Annotated in this window: 33 protein-coding genes and 1 pseudogene; 3 read left to right on the top strand and 31 right to left on the bottom strand. The window is 63.0% G+C overall.

The genetic code is table 11. The features are described from left to right. Positions 1-6 precede the first annotated feature (6 nt). Both pdxA and rsmA read left to right on the top strand, forming a co-directional pair. A complete protein-coding gene (pdxA, locus tag CMN27_RS10425) occupies positions 7-1,020 on the top strand; it encodes a 4-hydroxythreonine-4-phosphate dehydrogenase PdxA (protein ID WP_293626249.1) in 1,014 nt (337 codons plus the stop codon). Positions 1,021-1,166: 146 nt separating this feature from the next. Then, entirely contained in the window at positions 1,167-1,958 is a 792-nt protein-coding gene (rsmA, locus tag CMN27_RS10420; RefSeq protein WP_293626248.1) for a 16S rRNA (adenine(1518)-N(6)/adenine(1519)-N(6))-dimethyltransferase RsmA, read from the top strand. A 46-nt stretch (positions 1,959-2,004) separates the two neighbouring features. Here rsmA and CMN27_RS10415 read toward each other — a convergent pair whose 3' ends face one another. After that, the gene (locus CMN27_RS10415; protein ID WP_293626247.1) at positions 2,005-3,822 is read right to left on the bottom strand and encodes a hypothetical protein; all 1,818 of its coding nucleotides are present in this window, start codon (positions 3,820-3,822) and stop codon (positions 2,005-2,007) included. 688 nt (positions 3,823-4,510) lie between these two features. On the opposite strand from CMN27_RS10415, the gene CMN27_RS10410 reads away from it, so the two are divergent. Beyond that, positions 4,511-5,344: a symmetrical bis(5'-nucleosyl)-tetraphosphatase gene (locus tag CMN27_RS10410; RefSeq protein ID WP_293626246.1), complete on the top strand. Its 834-nt coding sequence runs from the start codon at positions 4,511-4,513 to the stop codon at positions 5,342-5,344. 146 nt (positions 5,345-5,490) lie between these two features. On the opposite strand, the gene CMN27_RS10405 is transcribed toward CMN27_RS10410, so the two are convergent. The 30 genes and pseudogenes from CMN27_RS10405 to CMN27_RS10260 form a co-directional block, all read right to left on the bottom strand. Continuing rightward, complete coding sequence (locus CMN27_RS10405) at positions 5,491-6,582, bottom strand: DUF481 domain-containing protein (protein ID WP_293626245.1); 1,092 nt, start codon at positions 6,580-6,582, stop codon at positions 5,491-5,493. Between the two features lie 99 nt (positions 6,583-6,681). Then, on the bottom strand, positions 6,682-7,083 hold the full coding sequence (gene rplQ, locus CMN27_RS10400) for a 50S ribosomal protein L17 (RefSeq protein ID WP_293626244.1): 402 nt from the start codon (positions 7,081-7,083) through the stop codon (positions 6,682-6,684). Between the two features lie 34 nt (positions 7,084-7,117). Then, a complete protein-coding gene (gene rpoA, locus CMN27_RS10395; protein ID WP_293626243.1) occupies positions 7,118-8,104 on the bottom strand; it encodes a DNA-directed RNA polymerase subunit alpha in 987 nt (328 codons plus the stop codon). Positions 8,105-8,140: 36 nt separating this feature from the next. Next, on the bottom strand, positions 8,141-8,764 hold the full coding sequence (rpsD, locus tag CMN27_RS10390; protein WP_293626242.1) for a 30S ribosomal protein S4: 624 nt from the start codon (positions 8,762-8,764) through the stop codon (positions 8,141-8,143). A 37-nt stretch (positions 8,765-8,801) separates the two neighbouring features. After that, positions 8,802-9,206, bottom strand: coding sequence for a 30S ribosomal protein S11 (rpsK, locus tag CMN27_RS10385; RefSeq protein ID WP_006913652.1), 405 nt, complete (start codon positions 9,204-9,206; stop codon positions 8,802-8,804). A 33-nt stretch (positions 9,207-9,239) separates the two neighbouring features. Continuing rightward, positions 9,240-9,596: a 30S ribosomal protein S13 gene (gene rpsM, locus CMN27_RS10380; RefSeq protein WP_293626240.1), complete on the bottom strand. Its 357-nt coding sequence runs from the start codon at positions 9,594-9,596 to the stop codon at positions 9,240-9,242. Positions 9,597-9,717: 121 nt separating this feature from the next. Further along, positions 9,718-9,834: a 50S ribosomal protein L36 gene (gene rpmJ / locus CMN27_RS10375; RefSeq protein WP_006913650.1), complete on the bottom strand. Its 117-nt coding sequence runs from the start codon at positions 9,832-9,834 to the stop codon at positions 9,718-9,720. A 78-nt stretch (positions 9,835-9,912) separates the two neighbouring features. Further along, a complete protein-coding gene (gene secY / locus CMN27_RS10370; protein ID WP_293626238.1) occupies positions 9,913-11,271 on the bottom strand; it encodes a preprotein translocase subunit SecY in 1,359 nt (452 codons plus the stop codon). 2 nt (positions 11,272-11,273) lie between these two features. After that, positions 11,274-11,702, bottom strand: a complete 429-nt coding sequence (gene rplO / locus CMN27_RS10365) for a 50S ribosomal protein L15 (protein WP_293626236.1) — start codon at positions 11,700-11,702, stop codon at positions 11,274-11,276. Position 11,703: 1 nt separating this feature from the next. Beyond that, positions 11,704-11,889: a 50S ribosomal protein L30 gene (gene rpmD / locus CMN27_RS10360; protein ID WP_293626234.1), complete on the bottom strand. Its 186-nt coding sequence runs from the start codon at positions 11,887-11,889 to the stop codon at positions 11,704-11,706. Between the two features lie 12 nt (positions 11,890-11,901). Next, a complete protein-coding gene (rpsE, locus tag CMN27_RS10355; RefSeq protein WP_293626232.1) occupies positions 11,902-12,411 on the bottom strand; it encodes a 30S ribosomal protein S5 in 510 nt (169 codons plus the stop codon). A gap of 12 nt (positions 12,412-12,423) precedes the next feature. Continuing rightward, positions 12,424-12,780: a 50S ribosomal protein L18 gene (gene rplR, locus CMN27_RS10350; RefSeq protein WP_293626230.1), complete on the bottom strand. Its 357-nt coding sequence runs from the start codon at positions 12,778-12,780 to the stop codon at positions 12,424-12,426. Positions 12,781-12,825: 45 nt separating this feature from the next. After that, positions 12,826-13,356, bottom strand: a complete 531-nt coding sequence (rplF, locus tag CMN27_RS10345; protein ID WP_293626228.1) for a 50S ribosomal protein L6 — start codon at positions 13,354-13,356, stop codon at positions 12,826-12,828. A gap of 32 nt (positions 13,357-13,388) precedes the next feature. Continuing rightward, on the bottom strand, positions 13,389-13,784 hold the full coding sequence (gene rpsH / locus CMN27_RS10340; protein WP_293626226.1) for a 30S ribosomal protein S8: 396 nt from the start codon (positions 13,782-13,784) through the stop codon (positions 13,389-13,391). Positions 13,785-13,808: 24 nt separating this feature from the next. Continuing rightward, entirely contained in the window at positions 13,809-14,114 is a 306-nt protein-coding gene (gene rpsN / locus CMN27_RS10335; RefSeq protein WP_006913642.1) for a 30S ribosomal protein S14, read from the bottom strand. Between the two features lie 22 nt (positions 14,115-14,136). After that, the gene (gene rplE / locus CMN27_RS10330) at positions 14,137-14,709 is read right to left on the bottom strand and encodes a 50S ribosomal protein L5 (RefSeq protein ID WP_366515446.1); all 573 of its coding nucleotides are present in this window, start codon (positions 14,707-14,709) and stop codon (positions 14,137-14,139) included. Between the two features lie 9 nt (positions 14,710-14,718). Next, positions 14,719-15,048, bottom strand: a complete 330-nt coding sequence (gene rplX / locus CMN27_RS10325) for a 50S ribosomal protein L24 (protein WP_293626222.1) — start codon at positions 15,046-15,048, stop codon at positions 14,719-14,721. Continuing rightward, positions 15,045-15,410: a 50S ribosomal protein L14 gene (gene rplN, locus CMN27_RS10320; protein WP_006913639.1), complete on the bottom strand. Its 366-nt coding sequence runs from the start codon at positions 15,408-15,410 to the stop codon at positions 15,045-15,047. Before rplN ends, rplX begins: the two co-directional genes overlap by 4 nt. A gap of 9 nt (positions 15,411-15,419) precedes the next feature. Next, on the bottom strand, positions 15,420-15,728 hold the full coding sequence (gene rpsQ / locus CMN27_RS10315) for a 30S ribosomal protein S17 (protein ID WP_293626218.1): 309 nt from the start codon (positions 15,726-15,728) through the stop codon (positions 15,420-15,422). A gap of 13 nt (positions 15,729-15,741) precedes the next feature. Next, on the bottom strand, positions 15,742-15,930 hold the full coding sequence (rpmC, locus tag CMN27_RS10310) for a 50S ribosomal protein L29 (protein ID WP_293626216.1): 189 nt from the start codon (positions 15,928-15,930) through the stop codon (positions 15,742-15,744). An 8-nt stretch (positions 15,931-15,938) separates the two neighbouring features. Continuing rightward, a complete protein-coding gene (gene rplP / locus CMN27_RS10305) occupies positions 15,939-16,352 on the bottom strand; it encodes a 50S ribosomal protein L16 (RefSeq protein WP_006913636.1) in 414 nt (137 codons plus the stop codon). Between the two features lie 6 nt (positions 16,353-16,358). Further along, entirely contained in the window at positions 16,359-17,039 is a 681-nt protein-coding gene (gene rpsC, locus CMN27_RS10300) for a 30S ribosomal protein S3 (protein ID WP_348767724.1), read from the bottom strand. Positions 17,040-17,051: 12 nt separating this feature from the next. Continuing rightward, positions 17,052-17,384, bottom strand: coding sequence for a 50S ribosomal protein L22 (gene rplV / locus CMN27_RS10295; RefSeq protein ID WP_293626211.1), 333 nt, complete (start codon positions 17,382-17,384; stop codon positions 17,052-17,054). 17 nt (positions 17,385-17,401) lie between these two features. Beyond that, entirely contained in the window at positions 17,402-17,671 is a 270-nt protein-coding gene (rpsS, locus tag CMN27_RS10290) for a 30S ribosomal protein S19 (protein WP_006913633.1), read from the bottom strand. 30 nt (positions 17,672-17,701) lie between these two features. After that, positions 17,702-18,538, bottom strand: a complete 837-nt coding sequence (gene rplB / locus CMN27_RS10285; RefSeq protein WP_293626206.1) for a 50S ribosomal protein L2 — start codon at positions 18,536-18,538, stop codon at positions 17,702-17,704. A 33-nt stretch (positions 18,539-18,571) separates the two neighbouring features. Then, complete coding sequence (gene rplW, locus CMN27_RS10280) at positions 18,572-18,874, bottom strand: 50S ribosomal protein L23 (protein WP_293626204.1); 303 nt, start codon at positions 18,872-18,874, stop codon at positions 18,572-18,574. Next, positions 18,871-19,479, bottom strand: coding sequence for a 50S ribosomal protein L4 (rplD, locus tag CMN27_RS10275; protein WP_293626202.1), 609 nt, complete (start codon positions 19,477-19,479; stop codon positions 18,871-18,873). The genes rplW and rplD overlap by 4 nt, the downstream gene beginning before the upstream one ends. 27 nt (positions 19,480-19,506) lie before the next feature. Further along, the gene (rplC, locus tag CMN27_RS10270) at positions 19,507-20,214 is read right to left on the bottom strand and encodes a 50S ribosomal protein L3 (protein ID WP_293626200.1); all 708 of its coding nucleotides are present in this window, start codon (positions 20,212-20,214) and stop codon (positions 19,507-19,509) included. Between the two features lie 147 nt (positions 20,215-20,361). After that, positions 20,362-20,676: a 30S ribosomal protein S10 gene (gene rpsJ, locus CMN27_RS10265; RefSeq protein WP_006913628.1), complete on the bottom strand. Its 315-nt coding sequence runs from the start codon at positions 20,674-20,676 to the stop codon at positions 20,362-20,364. Between the two features lie 2 nt (positions 20,677-20,678). After that, positions 20,679-20,778: pseudogene (locus CMN27_RS10260) on the bottom strand (elongation factor Tu); the annotation flags it as partial.

The raw sequence follows: 20,778 nt of genomic DNA, 5'->3' as shown, positions 1-20,778 counted from the left end.
CCACCCTTGAGCGCGACTGCCCGCCTGGCCTTCACTCCGGGCGAACCCGCCGGTATCGGCCCGGATCTGGCCGTACGTATCGCCCAGCGCGAGCAGTCGGCCCAGCTGGTGGCCGTGGCCGATCCGGACCTGCTCCAGGCCCGTGCTGCCCAGCTCGGGCTGGCGCTCACGCTCGAGACCATCGACTACGACGCGCCGCCGCGGCCGCTGCCGGCCGGCACGCTGGGCATCGAACCGCTGCGATGCATGAACACCCCCAAACCCGGCGTGCTGGATTGCGCCAACGCCCGCTACGTGCTCGACTGCCTGGATCGCGCGGTCGACCTGTGCCAAGACGGGCGCTGCGCGGGTCTGGTGACCGGGCCGGTGCACAAGGCGGTGATCAACGAGGCCGGTATCGTGTTTTCCGGCCACACAGGCTATCTGGCTGAGCGCTGTGCAAGCGACGAGCCGGTGATGATGCTGGCCACCGACGATGGCGCGCTGCGCGTTGCTTTGGCGAGCGTGCATATTCCCCTCGCCCATGTACCGGCCGCGCTGACCCGCGAGTCGTTGACCCACACCCTGCGCGTGACTGAAACCGGCCTGCGCGAGCGCTTCGGTATCGCCCGGCCGAGGCTTCTCGTGGCCGGGCTGAACCCGCATGCCGGTGAAGACGGCTATCTCGGTCGCGAAGAGATCGAGGTCATCACGCCGGTGCTCGAAGCCGAGCGCGCACGCGGCCTCGACCTGGTGGGGCCGCTACCGGCCGATACGCTGTTCACCCCGCATCGGCTGGCCGGCGCCGATGCGGTGGTCGCGATGTATCACGATCAGGGCCTGCCCGTGATCAAGCACCTGGGCTTTGGCCGCACGGTGAACATCAGCCTGGGCCTGCCCATCGTTCGCACCTCGGTCGACCACGGCACGGCCGTTGATCTGGCCGGCAGCGATGCGGTGGATTGCGGCAGTCTGCAGGCTGCCATCGATACCGCCCTGCACATGGCCGCTGCCGTTCACAGCAGTGGCCGTGCACGATGAACGGACTTTCGCCAGCCCACGCTCGATGAACCACGGCGGCCGTTGCCGCCAGCGGCCCCGTCGCCGCTTATTACCCGCTCGATAGAATCGACCGTGCGGCGTACGAACGCCGCCCTGCCCGTTGACCGTCCTCGAAGAGCTCTGCCATGGCCCGTAAACGATTTGGACAGCATTTCTTGCACGAACGCGGCGTGATCGACCGTATCGTGAGCATGCTCGCGCCGGCCACGGACGATGCCCTGGTGGAAATCGGCCCCGGCCAGGGGGCGCTGACCACGCCCCTGCTCGAACAGGTCGAGCGGCTGAGCGTCATCGAGATCGACCGCGACCTCATTGCCGAACTCGAAGCCCGGGCCACCCGCGACCCGCGTCTGGAGGTCATCGCAGGCGACGCACTGCGTATCGACTACGCCGCCCTGGCCGAGCGCCGTGGGCCACTGCGACTGGTTGGCAACCTGCCCTACAACATTTCCTCGCCGCTGCTGTTCGCGCTGCTGGGCAGCACCGCGCCGATCGTGGACATGCATTTCATGCTGCAAAAGGAAGTGGTGGATCGCATGACGGCCGCCCCCGGTAGCCGCGACTATGGCCGACTGACCGTCTCCGTGGCCGCCCGGGCCCGGGCCGAGGCGTTGTTCGACGTGGGCCCGGGGGCCTTCAATCCGCCGCCGAAAGTGATGTCGTCGGTGGTGCGCATCACGCCACGGGCGCCGGATTTCGAAATCCACGATCCGGCCTTGTTCGACCGGCTGGTGACGGCGGCTTTCAGTCAGCGGCGCAAGACGCTGCGCAATGCCGTGGGCGGTTTTCTCGATGCTGCGGCGATCGAAGCCTGCGATATCGATCCGATGCTGCGACCCGAACGCCTTGCCGCAGCCGATTTCGCCCGTCTTGCCAACCGTGCCCACGCCGACAAGGACAACGCCGGCGAGCTCTGAACCGGCAATTTCCGCCGCGCGGGCGCGGGCCGATGAATTGGCCGAGCTAGATCGGCCGGGTACTGCAGCGTGTCAGCAGGCGGGCGAACTCGCGCGGCGAACACAGCGCCTGGGCATCGTCACTGAACCAGAGCACGCGCTCGTGATTGATCAAGCGCGCATAGGGCTCCGGATCGGTCAGCGGGCCCAGAAGCACCGGTGATTTGAGCTGCTCGACACGTGCAAACCAGGCTTCGATGTCCGGGCCGACCTGCTCCGGGTCGATACAGGCGACGTCACAGTCGGCCGGCACCGGCTTGTCGTGGCCGACCAGCGTCAAGGCACGCCGTACCGGTAGCGAGGCATGCGCACCGCGGTGAGAGCGGGCGCTGGTCAGGCGCAGAATCAGATCGTTGGGGTCGCGATCGGTTCGGCGTAGCGTATCCCGCCATACCGCCTCGGCATCGGCGAAGGCCAGCATCGCGCTCGGAATGGGCAGCACGATCGGCACCGTGTTGATTTCCAGCGTTCGCCAGTTGCTGTGCAACAACGAAAACCGCCGTGCGATCCATTGGGTGAATGCCCGCAGCGCGCCCTTCTGTTCGGCCAGCCGCGTCAGGGTATCGGCATCCACCAGCCGGGTATCGGGGCGCCGCCATGCGAGGGCCGCACAGGCCCCGGCCAGAACTTCGCGGTTACTGTCGCGCCAGATTGGATAGAAACGCAGATCCAGGGTGGCATCGCCCAGCTGCGGCTCCGCGTCCAGACGCGGCGCATGCAGTTCGGCCTCGGCCGGGGCAATCGCTGGACGCGCCGGCGCCGGGGCCTTGGTCTGTGCCTGGGTTTGCGCCCCCGGCGCAGCCGGGGTTTTCGGCCTGGACCGGGGGCGCGTGTCGTCGGGAACGGATGCCGCCGGGGCTACAGTCTTTTCAGTATGCCCGGCCTGCGACTGCTGCGGCTGGGCTGGCGTACGGGCCGGAGCCGCGGTGCTGGCCGGACTCGCCGACCGCTTCGGCTCGGGCGTCGGCTTCGGCTCAGACGTCTGCTTTGGCTTCGGCTCAGGCGTGGGCTCGGCCGCCGGGACGGGCCCGGGCGCACCTGCAGGGACGGGCTCTGATGCCCGCGCCGACGGTGTCGCGGCTACGATGGGTTCGAATTCGTTGTCGGTATCTTTCCTGGCCCCGCGTCGAAACAGGCGCGACGAAGCCGTCTTTCCCGCGCGCTGTCTTTTCGCCGGCTCTACGGCAGGCGTGTTCGCCGCTGCAGGCGTGGGCACCGGCTCGGTCTCGGCGTGAGCGAAGACGTCCCGCGGCGCGGCACGGGCGGCCACCAGAGCACCCACCAGGCCGACGATACCGGCCAGCAGGACGATAACCCAGATCACCATACCCACACCGGCATGGCCCAGTACGGCAAACCAGCTCACGCCGAACTCGGCCGACCCCACCGCGCCGGCCTGACCTGCGGCAGACAAGGGTACTGTCGTCTGCGTCGATTCCAGGCGATAGTCCCAGGCACGCAGCGTGCGTGCGATATCGGGGCCCAAGAATTCGAACCGGTTCGAAAACCTGCCGCGCGACACCAGCGTGGCGTCACCGGCGTTGCGCACGGTGACATAGTTCAACCGCAGCGCCGGGTCGGCCAGCAGGGTTTCGGCGGCCTCAATCAGGCGAGTGGGGACGCGATCCTGGCGTATATGCCCGGCCGTTTCGGATACGACCGCCGCTTCGGCGTCTGCGAGCATATCGGCCCGCGCCGTACTCGCCAGTTCCAGCGTGCGCAATCCGGCGTAGCCGATCAGAATCACACAGAGCGCGGCCAGTGCATACAGCGCGGTCCGCGGCGTCGATTTGGCCGGCTTCTCTTTGGGCGCAGCGGTCTTCATGCGTTATTCATCCTCGAGTCCAAGCCCACCTGTCAACGCCTGCCTGCAGGCGTCGCGCTGGTACGTCCATGCGGGCCCCGTTCGGCCCCGCCTGCCGCTCCATGCACGCACCGTTCTGCATGGCGGCTTATCCACGGGATCACACAGACCGGATGCGTACGGCGCGCAAGCGTCCTTGCAGGCGTAATCGAAGCGCGCGTACGCACAGACGCGAACGCTCGCAAGCAACTGCGCACTCGGGCGTTACGACCGGGTTCTCCAATTGCCCTTGAAACCCACATTAGCAGACCGTGATCCTTTTTATTCAGCTCGTTAGCCTCGCGTCGGGCACAGCGCCGCGGCCGAGCCGGATTATTCCCTTGGCGCCGGCAAACCCCGTTCGAGGCCTCAGCGGCGAGCGCTTCGCTACCGCGGGCCGCATACCTGTCTTCATGTATCGGCATCACGGCTTTCGAATTGATTGTCGCGGCACGTATCGTCGCGGCCTGCGTGCGGGCGACCCGCGCCGGATGGATTTCGGCCGTGTTGCGGCTACGGCTTAAAATAGTCGATCCTTCACGCTGACGACACGCTTGCGCGTCTGCGCGCGGGCGCCGCGCACGGGACAGGCGTGGCGCTGCACAGCGCGTGCACCGCCAGCCACCCGGCGCTGGATCACTCACAAGCCTTTGCGACAAGGACATGCCTCGTGGCCATATTCTGTATCGGTGACATTCACGGCGCGGCGTCGACGCTGGACCGGCTGCTCGAGCGGCTGCGTACCGAGCACGACGACCCGCGCTTCTGGTTCGTCGGCGATCTGGTCAATCGGGGGCCGGATTCGCTCGGCGTGTTACGGCGCGTGCGCGCCCTCGGCGAGCACGCCATCACGGTGCTCGGCAATCATGATCTGAGCCTGCTTGCCCTGGCGCAGCGCCGGGATGCGCTCGACAAGGCCAAGCCGGGCTTGCGCGAGGTGCTCGAGGCGCCCGACCGCGATGAACTGCTTGCCTGGCTGCGTCATCGCCCGCTCTTGCATCAAGACCCCAGCCTGGACTGGACGATGGTCCATGCCGGCATCCCCCCCGAGTGGACCGTGGCCGATGCCCGGGAACACGCGCACGAGCTTGAGGCTGCGCTACGCGGCCCGGCCCACGTCGAGTTCCTGGCCGGCCTCTATGGCGATACCCCCACCCACTGGTCGCCGGCACTTCGCGGCCTGGAACGCCTGCGCTATATCGCCAACGCGCTCACGCGCCAGCGCTTCATCCGGCCCGACGGTGGGTTGGACATGGACTACAAGAAAACCCTGGCCGATGCGCCACCGGCGCTGGTGCCCTGGTTCGCCTGGCCACGCCGTGCGGCGGCCGGAGAGCGCATCGTGTTCGGCCACTGGTCGGCGCTCGAACAGGTCGCCTGGCCGGAACACCGGGTATGGGGCATCGATACCGGCGCCGCCTGGGGTGGCCAGCTCAGCGTCCTGCGCATCGATACGGCCGCGCCCTACCTCGTACAGGTCGAGGCCGACGCGGCCGACGACTAGCGAAGCTCTGCATAACCTCTCGCGGGTCGCCTTCGCGTCCTCACAGATGCTGCGGCAAGGCGTTCAGCGCCCGCATTGTTGGCAGGTCAAGCCTGGCAACGTAGACGCGGCCTTTTTGAGTCGGTGACCGTTTGTGCAGAGCGCCCCTAAAAGCCGCGCACCACGCCGAGGTTGTAGGTGGTATCGAGGTCCTCGACACCCGGCTCCGGGTTGTTGTTGTACTGGTGTTCCAGCCCTGCCCGAAGATGCCAGGCGTCGCTATTGGCAATCGGCACCTCGACGCCCAGCGCGGATTCGAGGATGAAGTTTTCGCTCGGGCTGTTCGTCACCTCGGGATAGATCGTGAAATCGTGAGTCAACTTGAGCCATTCACCGACCAGCTGGGCGTAGTCCCAACCCGCCGAGAAGATCGCCTCGTGGCTGCTGCCGCCACTGGTGTAACGCTCGTATTGGTGACCAATACCACTACGGACCTTGAATGTCAGGCGATCGCGTCGGGCCAGAAAATAGCCGGGGCCGATCAGGCTGCGCGAGCGCAGATCGATATCCTCGAACTCGTCGCGCTCCAGCTCCTGCTGCAGGAACCAGAACAGACGCTGGGTCAGATCGTACTCGAACCGTGCATTGCCGAGATACTCCTCGGCCGTCGTCTCGTCGTCTTCTTCCTCTCGGTCAGCGGTCGCTGACAGCGACAGACGCGTATCGCCCGTATCGCGCAGCGCGGACAGCTTGGTGCGCCAGGCGCTGGTATCAGTATTGCCGGAGCGACCGTTCAGGCCGAGCTCGACGTTGCCCGACCAGTAGTCGGCATCTTCGGGCGGCAGACTGTCGGATTCCGGCAGCGCGTACTCGTCGTCGTCCTGCTGTGCGGCAACCACCTTGGGCGCAATCTGGCTTACGTCGTCGAGCGCGAGCGCGCCGTTCGTATCGTCGCTGTCGGCCTGAACAACCTGAGCGCCGCTCTGCTCATCATAAGACAACCGTGCACGGGTTGTCTTGCCGCTCGCCAGCATCACCTCGACCGCCTCGTCGCTGGTCAAACCCGATAGACGCGCACGCTCGATGGTCAGCGTATCCGTGAACGCCGGATCAATGACCACTTCGTCCGACGACAACGACACGATCTTGCCGTTGATTCGACTTCCATCGTCGAGAAACACCGTATCGGCCTGCGCGACCGGCACAAACAACCCCAACCCCACTGCCGCGGCGGCAGCAACGCCCCTGAACAAATGCATCTCAACTCCCCGGAAACACGTCGCACGAAAAACCGCGCTTATTCTACTCATAAAAAAAGCCGGCCCTAGGGCCGGCTTTAATCAGACGACGCCGTCGTCTTAAGCGGAGGCTTCGACCGACTCGTCTTCGTCGTCTTCGATCATTGGGCGATCGACGAGTTCGACATACGCCATCGGCGCGTTATCGCCGGGGCGGTAGCCGCACTTGAGAATCCGCAGATAGCCGCCCGGGCGCTGCGCGTAACGCTGACCCAGCTCGCCGAACAGCTTGCCGACCGCTTCCTTGTCGCGCAGACGCGAGAACGCCAGTCGACGGTTGGCGACCGTATCGGTCTTGCCGAGGGTGATCAGCGGCTCTGCGACCCGACGCAATTCCTTTGCCTTGGGCAGCGTTGTCCGGATCAGCTCCGCCTTGAACAGCGACGCCGACATGTTTTTCATCATGGCCGCGCGATGCGAGGATTCGCGCCCCAGGTTAGTACCGCTCTTGCGATGACGCATAGCTCTGTCCTTAGTCTATATTCGCGAAAAAACGCTAGGCTTTTTCGAGTTCGGCCGGCGGCCAGTTCTCGACCGTCATGCCGAGTTTCAGGCCGTGCTCGGCGAGCACCTCGCTGATCTCGGTTAACGACTTCTTGCCGAGGTTCGGCGTACGCATGAGTTCCGTTTCGGTCCGCTGAACCAGATCACCCACGTAGTGGATGTCTTCTGCCTTGAGGCAGTTGGTCGAGCGTACCGTCAACTCGAGGTCTTCGATCGGCTTGAGCAGGGTCGGGTCGGTCTTGCCGGTTTCGCCCTTGCGGCTCGACTCCTGACGCGCCTCGAGGTCGACGAACACGGCCAGCTGGTCGTACAGCGTCGCCGCTGCCGTGCGAACCGCGTCTTCGGGTTCGACGCTGCCGTTGGTTTCGATATCGAGCACGAGCTTATCGAGGTCGGTGCGCTGTTCCACACGCGCACGTTCGACGGCATAGCTCACGCGACGGATCGGGCTGAAGCTGGCGTCCAGTCGCAGCGCGCCGATTTCGCTCGCACCGGTATCCTCATCGCCCGCTTCGGACTTGCTCTGCGCCGGCTGGTAACCACGACCGCGCTCGACCTTCATGCTCATCCGCAGCTCGCCGCTGGTCAGATGCGCAATCACGAGATCCGGGTTGACGATTTCAACGTCATGATCGGTGGTGATATCACCGGCGGTCACCGGGCCTTCACCGCTTTTGTGCAGGTGAAGCTCGGCTTCTTCGCGCGAGTGCATGCGCACCGCTACGTTCTTGAGGTTGAGCAGCACGTCGATGACGTCTTCCTGCATACCCTCGACCGTGGTGTACTCGTGGAGTACGCCGTCGATCTTGACTTCGGTGATCGCCGCCCCGGGAATCGAGGACAGCAGGATCCGCCGAATCGCGTTGCCAAGCGTATGGCCGTAGCCACGCTCGAGCGGCTCAAGCGCAATCTTGGCGCGCCGCTCGTTCGCCCGCTCGACCTCGACCAGGCGCGGTTTCAGCAATTCACTGGACTGCATAATGCAAATACCTCTTGCTGTCTAAGACAGCGCCTATTACTTCGAGTAAAGCTCGACGACCAGATTCTCGTTGATATCCGGCAGCACCTGGTCGCGATCCGGGACGGCCTTGAACGTGCCTTTCAGGCCCTTCTCGTCCACCTCGACCCATTCGCTCAAACCGAGCTGCGATGCAACCTGCAGCGACTCGATGATGCGGGGCTGATGCTTCGCACGGTTACGGATCGCGACGGTATCGCCGACCTTCACCTCGTACGAGGGAATGTTCACCGGATAATCGTTGACCGCGACCGCCTTGTGGTTCACCAGCTGACGGGCCTCGGCACGCGTGGAGGCAAAACCCATGCGGTACACGACGTTGTCCAGACGGCTCTCCAGCTGCTGCAGCAACACTACGCCAGTCGCGCCCTTGTTCTGCGCGGCCTTCTTGTAGTAGTTGCGGAACTGCTTCTCAAGCACGCCGTACATATGCCGCAGCTTCTGCTTCTCGCGCAGCTGCAGGGCATAGTCCGACAGACGCTGGCGGCGCTGGGTACCCTGCGCGCCGGGCGGCGTATCGATCTTGCACTTGCCTTCCAGCGAACGACCACGCCCCTTGAGGAACAGGTCAGTGCCTGCCCGGCGCGAAAGTTTGCATTTCGGTCCTGTGTACTTAGCCATTGTTCTCTACCTGTTCCGGTTCGGTCGCCCGAGCGCGCTAGACGCGGCGCTTCTTGGGCGGACGACAGCCATTGTGCGGGATCGGGGTGACGTCGATGATGCCGGTCACCTTGAAGCCTGCACCATTGAGCGAACGCACCGCGGCTTCACGTCCCGGGCCGGGGCCCTTGACCCGAACCTCGAGATTCTTGACGCCGTACTGCGCCGCGCCTTCGCCGGCGCGCTCGGCAGCAACCTGCGCTGCGAACGGCGTGCTCTTGCGCGAACCCTTGAAGCCACAGCTACCCGACGTGCACCAGGACAACACGTTGCCTTGACGATCGGAGATCGTGATGATCGTGTTGTTGAAGGTGGCATACACGAACGCGATGCCATCGGTGACATTGCGGCGTGCGCGCGCTTTGCGCGTACGAGATGCTGTGGAAGACGTGCCTGTCGCCATAAAGCGTTACCTGTACTCTCGTGCGAGAACGAACTAGCGGCGAATGGGCCGACGGGGGCCCTTACGCGTGCGCGAATTGGTTTTGGTACGCTGACCGCGCACCGGAAGACCGCGACGATGACGCAGACCGCGATAGCAGCCCAGATCCATCAGTCGCTTGATGTTCATGGAGATCTCACGACGAAGGTCACCTTCGATCGTGTACTGCTGAACCTGGGCACGCAGCGCCTCGACCTCACCCTCGGTGAGATCCTTGACCTTGGTGTCCGTTGCCACGTTGCAGGCCGCGCAGATTTCACGTGCTCGCGTGAAACCGACGCCGTAAAGCGACGTCAACGCTACCACCGCATGCTTGTTGATCGGGAGGTTAACTCCAGCGATTCGCGCCATTCGATTGATCTCCCAGCTACCGGGCTATGGTTGTCGCGCGCATCTTGCCGCCCGCGAATATTCAACCGTGGAAAAGCCCGCCAATATAGCCTTTCTGTTCTGTGATTACAAGGTTTTCCGACTAACCCTGGCGCTGCTTATGGCGCGGGTCGGTCGAACAGATCACCATCACGGCGCCGTTGCGCCGGATGACTTTGCAATTGCGGCAAATTTTCTTAACCGATGCTCTAACTTTCATGTCCTACCTCTGACATCTCGCCGACCGTTGTAGACGACGGTCGGTGGTGTAATCGTTGTTGCGCTTGGTGACGGCCCGCTAGCGGAGCATGCCGGCGCCGGCACCGCCGCGCCCCTGGGACTTCAGGTTGTTCTTCTTCATCAACCCTTCGTACTGATGCGACATCAGATGCGCCTGCAGCTGCGCCATGAAGTCCATGACAACCACTACGATGATCAGCAACGAAGTCCCGCCGAAATAGAAGGGTACGTTGTATTGAAGAATCAACAGCTCGGGCAGCAGACAGACCGCCGTGACGTACACCGCACCGGCCACGGTCAACCGGGTCAGAACGGTATCGATATAGTTGGCTGTCTGAATGCCGGGCCGAACACCCGGGATGAAGGCCCCGGATTTCTTCAGGTTGTCTGCCGTTTCCCGCGAATCGAACACGAGCGCGGTATAGAAAAAGCAGAAGAACACGATCATCAACGAATAGAACAGCACGTACAGCGGCTGCCCCGGCGCGATCGCATTCGATACCCAGTTCGCCACCGAACCGCCTTCACCCAGAAACCGTACAACGGTCGCGGGGAAAAGAATGATGCTCGAAGCGAAGATCGGCGGAATCACGCCCGCCATGTTCAGCTTGAGCGGAAGATGCTGGGTCTGGGCCGCATACATCTTGCGCCCGCGCTGGCGCTGGGCATGATGAACCGGAATCCGCCGCTGAGCGCGTTCCACGAACACGACGAAGGCGAGCACGGCCATCGCGCCCACGAACAGGGCAATCACGAAGAATATGCTCAGCTCGCCGGTGCGCACCAGGTCTAGCGTCCCACCGATAGCAGAAGGCAGCCCCGCCACGATCGCGGCAAAGATCAGCATCGAGATGCCGTTGCCAATGCCACGCTCGGTGACCTGCTCGCCCAGCCACATCAGAAACATAGCGCCGGTGGTCAAACACACCGCGGTCGTGAAGATGAAGGCGAACTCGCTGGTACCGCTCTGTGCAATCCCCTGATTCCACAGCGCGATGCCGGTCCCGATCGACTGGAATGAAGCCAGGGCGACGGTGCCGTACCGCGTGTATTGCGTAATCTTGCGGCGACCGGCCTCGCCTTCCTTCTTGATTTCCTTCAATGCCGGGACCGTCGCCGTCATCAACTGCATGATGATGGACGCCGAGATATACGGCATCACGCCGAGCGCGAAGATCGACAGGCGCTTGAGAGCGCCGCCGGTAAACATCACGCCGACGTCGAGGATCGTGCCCGCCTGCTGTTCGAACAGCCGCGCCAGCTGAGCGGGGTCGATACCGGGCACGGGAATGAACGTGCCGATACGGAAGACAATCAGCGCACCCACCAGGAACAGCAGGCGCTGACGCACTTCCGTGAGGCTACCCGAGTTCGGGTTAAAGCCGCCGGGCGCTGCAGTGTTGGGACGCTTGGCCATGGTTACTCGGCGACGCTGCCGCCAGCGGCTTCGATCGCCTTGACCGCACCCGCGGTCGCGGCTACACCCTTGAGGTTGACCGCCACGTTGATCTCGCCGGAAGCGATCACCTTGGCACGCCGTGCTTCACGCGCAACGACACCGGCGGCCTTGAGGGCCGCCAGATCCACGTCGCCTTCCAGGCGATTCAGGTTATCGAGACGCACTTCAGCGGGCGCGTCCACCGGGCTGCGAAAACCACGCTTGGGCACGCGCCGCTGCAACGGCATCTGGCCGCCTTCGAAACCCATCTTGGTGTAACCACCGCTACGCGACTTCTGACCCTTGTGGCCACGGCCGGCCGTCTTGCCCAGGTCTGAGCCCGGGCCGCGGCCGACGCGCTTGCGCAGCTTGCGCGCGCCGTCGTTCGGCTGTAGATCGTTGAGTTTCATCCTAGGACTCCTGGATCGCGAGCATGTCGACGATCTTGTTGATCATGCCCCGGTTTTCCGGCGTATCCGCCACCGTCACCTGATGATGCAGCCGACGCAGCCCCAGACCGCGCACACAGGCGCGATGACGCTTGACTCGGCCGATCGGACTCTTGATGAGTTTGATCGTGATTTCTTTGCTGGCCATCCCGCGCCTCCGTTAAGCCGTGATTTCTTCGACCGACTTGCCACGCTTGGCAGCGATGAACTCGGGATCGTGCATTTCGCGCAGCCCGTTGATCGTCGCCCGAACGAGGTTGATCGGGTTACGCGAGCCGTAGCTCTTGGCCAAAACGTTGCTCACGCCCGCGACCTCGAATACGGCGCGCATACCGCCGCCAGCGATCACGCCGGTACCTTCGGAGGCCGGACGCATGATCACCTTGGTGGCGCCATGGCGACCGACGATGGCGTGCTGCAGCGTCGAGCCTTCCTTGATCTGCACGCGGATCATGCTCTTGCGAGCCGCTTCCATCGCCTTGGCGATGGCCAGCGGCACTTCACGTGCCTTGCCATAGCCAAAGCCGACGCGGCCTTCGCCGTCGCCGACCACGGTCAGCGCGGTGAAACCGAACTGACGGCCACCCTTGACCACCTTGGCCACGCGATTGACGGTGATCAGCTTCTCGAGCAGATCGCCTTCGGTGCGTTGTTCGTTACGTGTTGCCATTGAGAAATCCCGTTAGAACTGCAGGCCGCTTTCACGTGCGGCGTCGGCGAGTGCCTTGACTCGACCGTGATAGGCAAAACCCGAACGGTCGAACGCTACGGCTTCCACGCCAGCAGCCTTGGCCCGGTCGGCGATCGTCCGGCCGATGACGCGAGCGGCGTCACAGTTGCCGGTCTTGCCGCATTCCTCGCGCAGGGTCTTTTCGACCGTCGAAGCGCTCGCGATTGTACGCGAACCATCGGGCGCTACGATCTGCGCATAAATATGTTGCGGCGTGCGGTGTACAGACAGGCGATGCGCGCCCAGGTTGCGCATGTGCATGCGGCCCCGACGGGCGCGACGCAGTCGCGAAATCGTTTTCTTGTGCATGGCGTAATGAATCTGTTGTTGGCCGTAAATGAAACGCGCCGTTGATTACTTCTTCTTCGCGTCCTTGCGAACCACGCGCTCGTCGGCGTAGCGAATACCCTTGCCCTTGTAGGGCTCCGGCGGCCGGTAATTGCGGATTTCGGCGGCGGCCTGGCCGACCACCTGCTTGTCCGCGCCCGTCAGCACGATTTCGGTATTGCTCGGCGTCGCGACCGTCACACCCTGGGGCATCTTGTAGGCCACCGGATGCGACAGGCCAAGCGACAGGTTCAGCGTGTCGCCCTGAGCCTGGGCACGATAGCCCACGCCGACCAGCTCGAGCTTGCGCTCGAAGCCTTCGGTGACGCCTTTCACCATGTTCGCGACCGTCGCGCGCACCGTGCCGGCCATTGCCATATTCGGCTTGCGGCCCGTGGGCTTGGCGGTGGCGGCACCGTCGGCGACCTCGACATCGACGCCGTCCGGCAGTCGAAAGCTGAGTTCGCCGTTCTTGCCCTTCACCCGCACGTCCCGCTCGGCGACGTTGCATTCAACGCCGCTGGGCAAGCTCACCGGGGCTTTAGCTACTCTGGACATATTCGAACTTCCTGTGCGTTGCTCGACGTGCCTTACGACACGTAGCAGAGAATCTCGCCGCCATGACCCGCTTCGCGAGCCGCGCGGTCGGTCATCACGCCCTGCGACGTGGACACGATCGAGATACCGAGACCACCGACAACCGTGGGCACTTCCTTCTTGCCGCGGTAGACACGCAGACCGGGCTTGGACACCCGCTCGATGTGCTCGATCACGCCGTGTCCCTGGAAGTACTTCAGCTCCACGCGCAAACGCGGTTTGCCGTCCAGGTCAACGGTTTCGAATCCGGAGATATAACCTTCGTCCTGCAGCACCTGGGCAATCGCCAGTTTCAGCTTGGACGAGGGCATTTCGACGCTTTCCTTATCTGCCGACTGCCCGTTACGAATACGGGTCAACATGTCGGCGATGGGGTCAGTCATACTCATGCGTACCGATACCTTTTCTGTGGCCTACCAGGAGGACATAACGAGACCGGGCACTTCACCGCGCATTGCGGCTTCCCGCAGCTTGTTACGCGAGAGCCCGAACTTGCGGTAAACACCGCGCGGACGACCGGTCGCCTGACAGCGACGCGTGACCCGGGTGGGGCTCGCATCGCGCGGCAGCGCCTGCAGTTCCTGCGCAGCGGCGAAACGCTCTTCCGGCGTCGCCTCCGGGTCGTTGATACGTTCCTTGATCGCGGCGCGCTTTTCGGCGTACTTCGCCACCAGCTTCATGCGCTTGCGATCGCGGGCGATCATGCTTTTCTTTGCCATACTTGGGGTCTCCGGGGCCGGCTTACTTGCGGAACGGGAAGTTGAACCCGTCCAGCAGTGCCCGCCCCTCTTCGTCGTTCTTGGCCGAGGTCGAAATCACGATATCCATACCGCGAAGTGCGTCGACCCGGTCGTAATCGATTTCCGGGAACACGATCTGCTCACGGATACCGAGGCTATAGTTGCCGCGGCCATCGAAGGCACGCGGGTTCAAGCCGCGAAAGTCACGGATACGCGGCAGCGACACGTTCACCAGACGATCGAGAAACTCGTACATCTGGGCGCGGCGCAGCGTTACCTTGCAACCGATGGGCCAGCCTTCGCGGATCTTGAAACCGGCCACCGACTTGCGGGCCCGGGTCATGACCGGCTTCTGGCCGGCGATCTTGGCCATATCGGCCATGGCCGACTCGATGACCTTGCGATCGGAAACCGCTTCGCCCACACCCATGTTCAGGGTGATCTTGGTCACGCGCGGCGCCGCCATCGGGCTGCTGAAGCCGAACTGCTCCATCAGCTTGGGTACGATTTGATCGGCATACACCGATTTCAAGCGCGCGGGATGTTTGCTCGTATTTTCCATGGTGTCTTCCATGTCGTTCACCTACGCGTCGACCACTTCGCCGGACGATTTGTAGATACGGACCTTGCGTCGATCCGCTCCTTCGCCCAGCCACTTGAAACCGACCCGTTCACCCTTCTGGGTATCCGGGTTGTAAAGCATCACATTGGAAATATGCAGCGGCATTTCCCGCTCTTCGATGCCGCCCTGGATACCCTGGTTCGGGTCCGCGCGAACATGCTTTTTCGCAATGTTGATGCCTTCGACAACGACCTTGTCTTCGAGCACGCGATTGACCGTGCCGCGACGACCGCGGTCCTTGCCGCTGGTCACGATGACTTCGTCACCGCTACGAATCTTTCTGGAGCTCATAGAACCTCCGGCGCAAGCGAGATGATGCGCATGAACTTCTCACGCAGCTCGCGCGTGACCGGCCCGAAGATACGGGTGCCGATCGGCTCGTTGTTGTTGTTGAGCAGCACGGCGGCGTTGTTGTCGAAACGGATCAGCGACCCGTCGTTGCGACGAACACCGTGGCGCGTACGTACGACCACCGCGTTCATCACTTCGCCCTTCTTGACACGACCACGCGGGATCGCGTCCTTGACGCTGACCTTGATGATGTCGCCAACGCGCGCATAACGGCGATGCGAGCCGCCCAGCACCTTGATGCACTGGACCCGGCGGGCGCCGCTGTTATCGGCTGCATTGAGTACCGATTCTGTCTGGATCATGGCTGTCGTTTATCCTGCGGTATCGAATTCGCCGGCCTTCTCGACCACGCGCCGCAGCGACCACGCCTTGCGGCGGGACACCGGGCGACCCTCTGCGATTTCAACAAAATCGCCCACCTGGCAGGTATTCTCCGGATCGTGCGCCTTCAGACGCGTGCTCCGACGGATGTACTTGCCGTACAGCGGGTGCTGCGTGCGCCGCTCGATGAGCACGACGATGGTCTTGTCCATCGCATTGCTCACGACCTTGCCGGCCAGAACGCGCTGGCGCTTGTCCTGCTCGGCGGCGGTGCTTTTGTTTTCGCTCGTTTCGCTCATGGCTCAACTGTTCCTATTTGCCGGCTTCGCGCAGCACGGTCTTGATGCGCGCGATGTCACGGCGAATGACGCCGAACTGATGGGTCTGCGAGAGCTGGCCCGTAGCCTGCTGCATGCGCAGGTTGAACTGCTCGCGACGCAGCGAGAGCAATTCCTTTTCCAGATCTTCGGGCGATTTCTCGCGCAATTCTTTCGCTTTCATCTTTGCCTCTACAGAATCTTGCGTTCGACAAAGGCCGTCTTGACCGGCAGCTTCGACGCGGCCAGACGGAAGGCTTCCTGTGCCACTTCGCGGCTCACGCCTTCCATCTCGTAGAGCATGGAACCGGGCTGCACCTTGGCCACCCAGAATTCGACGTTGCCCTTACCCTTACCCATACGAACCTCGATGGGCTTCTTGGTAACCGGCTTGTCGGGGAACACGCGGATCCAGGTCTTGCCGCCACGCTTGATATGACGGGTCATGGCACGACGCGCCGCTTCGATCTGGCGCGCCGTCAGACGACCGCGCTCGACCGCCTTCAGGCCATACTCGCCGAAGCTCACGGCATTACCGCGCTGGGCCAGACCACGGTTGCGGCCTTTCTGGACCTTGCGGAACTTGACTCGTTTCGGTTGCAACATGGCTTATTACCCCGCGGCCGCGCCGGTATCGGCGGGCTTTTCTTCGATCTTGGGATCGGTATCGAACACTTCGCCCTTGAAGATCCAGACCTTCACGCCGAGTACGCCGTAGGTGGTCTTGGCTTCAGCCAGGCCGTAGTCGATGTCGGCACGCAGCGTATGCAGCGGCACGCGACCATCGCGATACCACTCGGTACGCGCGATTTCGGCGCCGTTCAGACGACCGGCCACGTTCACGCGAATACCGCCGGCGCCGAGACGCATCGCATTGCCCACCGCGCGCTTCATGGCGCGACGGAACATGATACGGCGCTCAAGCTGCTGCGCGATGTTCTGGGCCACAAGCAGAGCGTCAAGCTCCGGACGGCGAATCTCTTCGACCGACAGGTGCACCGGAACACCCATACGCTCGGAGACTTCCGAACGCAGCTTGTCGATATCCTCGCCCTTCTTGCCGATCACGATGCCCGGACGCGCCGTATGAATCGTGATCCGCGCGCTGCGCGCCGGACGGTCGATCTGAATACGGCTCACCGACGCATGCGCCAGCTTTTCGCGAATGAAATCACGAATCTCCAGATCCGTGTTCAGCGCGTCGCGGTAGCCGGCGTTCTCTGCATACCAGCGCGAGCTCCACTCGGAGGTAATACCGAGACGGAAACCGACAGGATGTACTTTATGACCCATATCTTTATCCGTTTACTTGTCTGCGACGCGAATCGTCACGTGACTCGTACGCTTGAAAATCCGATCGGCACGACCGCGGGCACGAGGCTTCATCCGCTTCATGGTCGGACCCTCGTCCACCATGATCGTGGCAACCTTGAGCTCGTCGATATCCGCGCCCTCATTGTGCTCGGCGTTGGCTACGGCCGACTCAAGCACCTTGCGCACGATATGCGCCGCTTTCTTGCTCGAAAACTGCAGCGTTTCCAGCGCACGCTCGACCGGCATGCCCCGCACCTCATCGGCGACAAGACGGGCTTTCTGCGGCGAGATACGCGCGAAACGAAGTTTGGCGAACGATTCCATATTGATAAGTCCTCGCCTTAACCCTTGCGGTCGCCCAGATGGCCTTTGAAGGTCCGCGTCGGGGAAAACTCGCCGAGCTTGTGGCCGACCATGTTTTCCGACACGAACACCGGCACGTGCTGACGGCCGTTGTGCACGGCAATCGTCAGACCGATCATGTCGGGCGTCACCATGGAGCGACGCGACCAGGTCTTGATCGGACGCTTGGTGCTGCTGTTCGCGGCTGCTTCCACCTTGGCGGCGAGATGCAGGTCGACGAACGGGCCTTTCTTGATTGAACGGGGCATAGCTATTCCTGTGCCTTTATAAAACGCGGCTTACCGCTTCTTACGCTTGACGCTGCGACGAACGATCATGCCGTCGGTGCGCTTGTTAGCACGCGTCTTGAAACCCTTGGTCTTCCAACCCCAGGGGCTGGTCGGATGACGACCGCCACTGGTACGGCCTTCACCACCACCGTGCGGGTGATCGACCGGATTCATTGCCACGCCGCGAACCGTCGGGCGACGACCACGCCAGCGCTTCGCACCCGCCTTACCGAGCTGACGCAGGCTGTGCTCGTAGTTGCCGACTTCACCCACGGTCGCGCGGCAGTTGATATGCACGCGACGGGTCTCGCCGGACTTCAAGCGCAGCACAGCATACTCGCCGGCACGCGCAGCGACCTGCACCGCGGCACCCGCGCTGCGACCGAGCTGCGCACCCTTGCCGGGACGCATTTCGACGCAGTGCACAGTGGTGCCGACCGGAATGCTTGCCAGCGGCAGCGCATTGCCCGGACGAATCGGCGACTGCGGACCCGACATGATCTTCGTGTCGACCGTCACGCCGCGCGGCGCAATGATGTAACGACGCTCGCCGTCGGCGTAGCACAGCAGCGCAATGTTCGCGCTACGGTTCGGGTCGTATTCCAGACGCTCGACCTTGGCCGGTACGCCATCCTTGTCGCGCTTGAAATCCACCAGACGATAATGCTGGCGATGACCACCACCGCGATGACGCACGGTGATACGACCGTTGTTGTTGCGACCGCCCTGCTTGTGCTTCTTGACGACGAGCGAGGACTCGGGCTTGCCGTTGTGCAGCGTCGCATCCTTGACGCTGACGACAAAGCGACGACCCGCGGATGTCGGCTTGGCTTTCTTGAGTGCCATAGTTTCTTACCTTTTGGCGCTTGCTATGAGCGCTTACTGGGTGGCGCCGTCGAGGAAATCGATTTCCTCGCCCTGGGCCAGCGTGACGTAGGCCTTCTTCCAGCCACTGCGCACGCCCGGCCGACCGCGAAACCGTTTCAGCTTCGGCTTGGCATTGACCGTCGTCACGCCTTCAACCTTCACGTCGAAAAGCGCAGCGACCGCCGCCTTGATTTCGGGCTTCGTTGCCGTCTTGGCAACTTCGAAGACCACCTGGTTATTCGCGTCTGCGACCACCGTGCTCTTTTCAGAGATATGGGGCGCGCGCAGAATCTGAAAAATGCGTTCCTGGTTCATTGCAGCCAACCTTCAAGGGCGCGCAGCGCCTCTTCCGTGATGAGCACTTTCTCGGCACCGACCAGAACCACCGGATCCAGCGCGTTCACCGCGACCACGTCCAGACCGACCACGTTGTTGGCCGAATAGCCCAGCTTGTCGTCCACCTCGGACACGACGATCAGGCCGCGCGGCTCACAGCTCTGATCGGCAAGCGCCTTGATCAGGCCTTTCGTGCTGCGCGCTTCGAGCGCCGGCGCTTCGATGACCGTGAGACGATCCTGGCGCAGCAGCTCCGAGACGATCGCACTCATGCCGGCGCGATACATCTTGCGGTTGACCTTCTGCGAATAGTCGCGCGGGGTCGCCGCGAAGGTCACGCCACCGCCGGTCCAGATCGGGCTACGGATGGTGCCTGCACGAGCACGACCGGTACCCTTCTGGCGCCACGGCTTCTTGCCGCCACCGCTAACCTCGGCGCGATTCTTCTGCGCCTTGGTGCCGGCACGGGCGCCGGCCAGGTATGCCGTCACGATCTGGTGAACCAGATCCTTGTTAAACGGGCGCGCAAAGATAGAGTCGGAAACCGATACCGTCTTGCCGCCTGCTGCCAAATTAAGTTCCATGACTTATGCCTGTCGTAAAAGTCGGGCCTAGCCGGCCTTCTTGACCGCGGGGCTGATGATCACGTCACCACCCTTCGCGCCCGGAACGCCGCCCTCGATCAGAATCAGGTTGCGCTCGGCATCCACTCGGACGACCCGAAGGTTCTGCACCGTGGTGCGCGCATTACCCAACTGACCGGACATCTTCTTGCCCTTGAACACATGGCCGGGCGACTGGTTCTGGCCGATGGAACCCGGCGCACGGTGCGCCTTGGAATTACCATGCGACATGCGCTGCGAGCGGAAGTTATGACGCTTGATGACGCCGCCATAACCCTTACCGATCGAACGCCCGACCACGTCGACGATCTGGCCTTCCGAAAACAGCGACACGGTCAGCTCGCCGCCAACGGCCAGCTCGACCTGCTCTGCCTCGGCGGGCTCCTCGCCTTCTTCGGTCGGCTGCGGGGCCGCCACCGGCACCGTCGGCCAATCGCCTTCGACGCGGAACTCCCACAGACCACGACCCGCTTCAACGCCGGCCTTCTTGAAATGACCCGCGGCCGCCTTGGTGACGCGGCTCGCACGACGGGCGCCGGTCGTAACCTGCACCGCGCGATAGCCGTCGCTGTCACTGTCCTTCATCTGGACGACGCGATTCGGCTCGACTTCGACGACCGTTACGGGAACGGACACGCCGTTTTCGTCGAAAACGCGGGACATGCCGCGCTTGCGACCTACCAATCCAATAGCCATGTGTTAAGTACCTTCTCGCTTATCGCCACTCGCTAGAGGGGGCGACAGTTCAAGTTTGGTTGCATCCAGTAAACGAAGCCCGCGTGGTGCGGGCTTCGTTCGCCAGGGCCGCGGACTATACCAGACCGCAACCGATTTGTCTCGGTCTTACTGCAATTTAATTTGGACGTCGACGCCCGCAGCAAGATCCAGCTTCATGAGCGCGTCCACGGTCTTCTCCGTGGGCTCCACGATATCCATCATCCGCTTGTGCGTACGGATCTCGTACTGATCCCGCGCGTCCTTGTTGACGTGCGGCGAAATCAGGATCGTGTAGCGCTCCTTGCGCGTCGGCAGCGGGATCGGGCCGTGCACCTGCGCACCCGTGCGCTTGGCCGTTTCCACGATCTCACGTGCCGACTTGTCGATCAGACGATGATCGAAGGCCTTGAGACGAATACGAATGTTCTGACTTGCGGCCATGTTTATTCCGTAATCTTGGTCACGACGCCGGCACCCACGGTGCGGCCGCCTTCACGAATGGCGAAGCGCAGGCCTTCTTCCATCGCGATCGGGTGGATCAGT

This window comes from Salinisphaera sp., from assembly GCF_002729955.1.
Classification (GTDB): Bacteria; Pseudomonadota; Gammaproteobacteria; order Nevskiales; family Salinisphaeraceae; genus Salinisphaera.
Note: the sequence above shows the minus strand (reverse complement) of the source record. Positions and strands in the feature narration are given on the sequence as shown.

Coding starts and splice junctions, on each gene's coding strand:
- rpmC (WP_293626216.1), bottom strand. CDS start 15,930: ATGAAAGCGAAAGAATTGCGCGAGAAATCGCCCGAAGATCTGGAAAAG.
- rpsJ (WP_006913628.1), bottom strand. CDS start 20,676: ATGGCCGCAAGTCAGAACATTCGTATTCGTCTCAAGGCCTTCGATCAT.
- CMN27_RS10405 (WP_293626245.1), bottom strand. CDS start 6,582: ATGCATTTGTTCAGGGGCGTTGCTGCCGCCGCGGCAGTGGGGTTGGGG.
- rpsD (WP_293626242.1), bottom strand. CDS start 8,764: ATGGCTAAGTACACAGGACCGAAATGCAAACTTTCGCGCCGGGCAGGC.
- rpoA (WP_293626243.1), bottom strand. CDS start 8,104: ATGCAGTCCAGTGAATTGCTGAAACCGCGCCTGGTCGAGGTCGAGCGG.
- rplN (WP_006913639.1), bottom strand. CDS start 15,410: ATGATCCAGACAGAATCGGTACTCAATGCAGCCGATAACAGCGGCGCC.
- rpsM (WP_293626240.1), bottom strand. CDS start 9,596: ATGGCGCGAATCGCTGGAGTTAACCTCCCGATCAACAAGCATGCGGTG.
- rplE (WP_366515446.1), bottom strand. CDS start 14,709: ATGGAAGACACCATGGAAAATACGAGCAAACATCCCGCGCGCTTGAAA.
- rplV (WP_293626211.1), bottom strand. CDS start 17,384: ATGGAATCGTTCGCCAAACTTCGTTTCGCGCGTATCTCGCCGCAGAAA.
- rplB (WP_293626206.1), bottom strand. CDS start 18,538: ATGGCACTCAAGAAAGCCAAGCCGACATCCGCGGGTCGTCGCTTTGTC.
- rpsK (WP_006913652.1), bottom strand. CDS start 9,206: ATGGCGACAGGCACGTCTTCCACAGCATCTCGTACGCGCAAAGCGCGC.
- rpsN (WP_006913642.1), bottom strand. CDS start 14,114: ATGGCAAAGAAAAGCATGATCGCCCGCGATCGCAAGCGCATGAAGCTG.
- rplF (WP_293626228.1), bottom strand. CDS start 13,356: ATGTCCAGAGTAGCTAAAGCCCCGGTGAGCTTGCCCAGCGGCGTTGAA.
- rplX (WP_293626222.1), bottom strand. CDS start 15,048: ATGAGCTCCAGAAAGATTCGTAGCGGTGACGAAGTCATCGTGACCAGC.
- rpsS (WP_006913633.1), bottom strand. CDS start 17,671: ATGCCCCGTTCAATCAAGAAAGGCCCGTTCGTCGACCTGCATCTCGCC.
- rpmJ (WP_006913650.1), bottom strand. CDS start 9,834: ATGAAAGTTAGAGCATCGGTTAAGAAAATTTGCCGCAATTGCAAAGTC.
- rpsH (WP_293626226.1), bottom strand. CDS start 13,784: ATGAGTATGACTGACCCCATCGCCGACATGTTGACCCGTATTCGTAAC.
- rpmD (WP_293626234.1), bottom strand. CDS start 11,889: ATGGCCAGCAAAGAAATCACGATCAAACTCATCAAGAGTCCGATCGGC.
- rsmA (WP_293626248.1), top strand. CDS start 1,167: ATGGCCCGTAAACGATTTGGACAGCATTTCTTGCACGAACGCGGCGTG.
- rplO (WP_293626236.1), bottom strand. CDS start 11,702: ATGAAACTCAACGATCTACAGCCGAACGACGGCGCGCGCAAGCTGCGC.
- CMN27_RS10415 (WP_293626247.1), bottom strand. CDS start 3,822: ATGAAGACCGCTGCGCCCAAAGAGAAGCCGGCCAAATCGACGCCGCGG.
- rpsC (WP_348767724.1), bottom strand. CDS start 17,039: ATGGGTCATAAAGTACATCCTGTCGGTTTCCGTCTCGGTATTACCTCC.
- rpsE (WP_293626232.1), bottom strand. CDS start 12,411: ATGGCAACACGTAACGAACAACGCACCGAAGGCGATCTGCTCGAGAAG.
- secY (WP_293626238.1), bottom strand. CDS start 11,271: ATGGCCAAGCGTCCCAACACTGCAGCGCCCGGCGGCTTTAACCCGAAC.
- rpsQ (WP_293626218.1), bottom strand. CDS start 15,728: ATGAGCGAAACGAGCGAAAACAAAAGCACCGCCGCCGAGCAGGACAAG.
- rplP (WP_006913636.1), bottom strand. CDS start 16,352: ATGTTGCAACCGAAACGAGTCAAGTTCCGCAAGGTCCAGAAAGGCCGC.
- rplQ (WP_293626244.1), bottom strand. CDS start 7,083: ATGCGTCATCGCAAGAGCGGTACTAACCTGGGGCGCGAATCCTCGCAT.
- rplW (WP_293626204.1), bottom strand. CDS start 18,874: ATGAACCAGGAACGCATTTTTCAGATTCTGCGCGCGCCCCATATCTCT.
- rplD (WP_293626202.1), bottom strand. CDS start 19,479: ATGGAACTTAATTTGGCAGCAGGCGGCAAGACGGTATCGGTTTCCGAC.
- rplR (WP_293626230.1), bottom strand. CDS start 12,780: ATGCACAAGAAAACGATTTCGCGACTGCGTCGCGCCCGTCGGGGCCGC.
- rplC (WP_293626200.1), bottom strand. CDS start 20,214: ATGGCTATTGGATTGGTAGGTCGCAAGCGCGGCATGTCCCGCGTTTTC.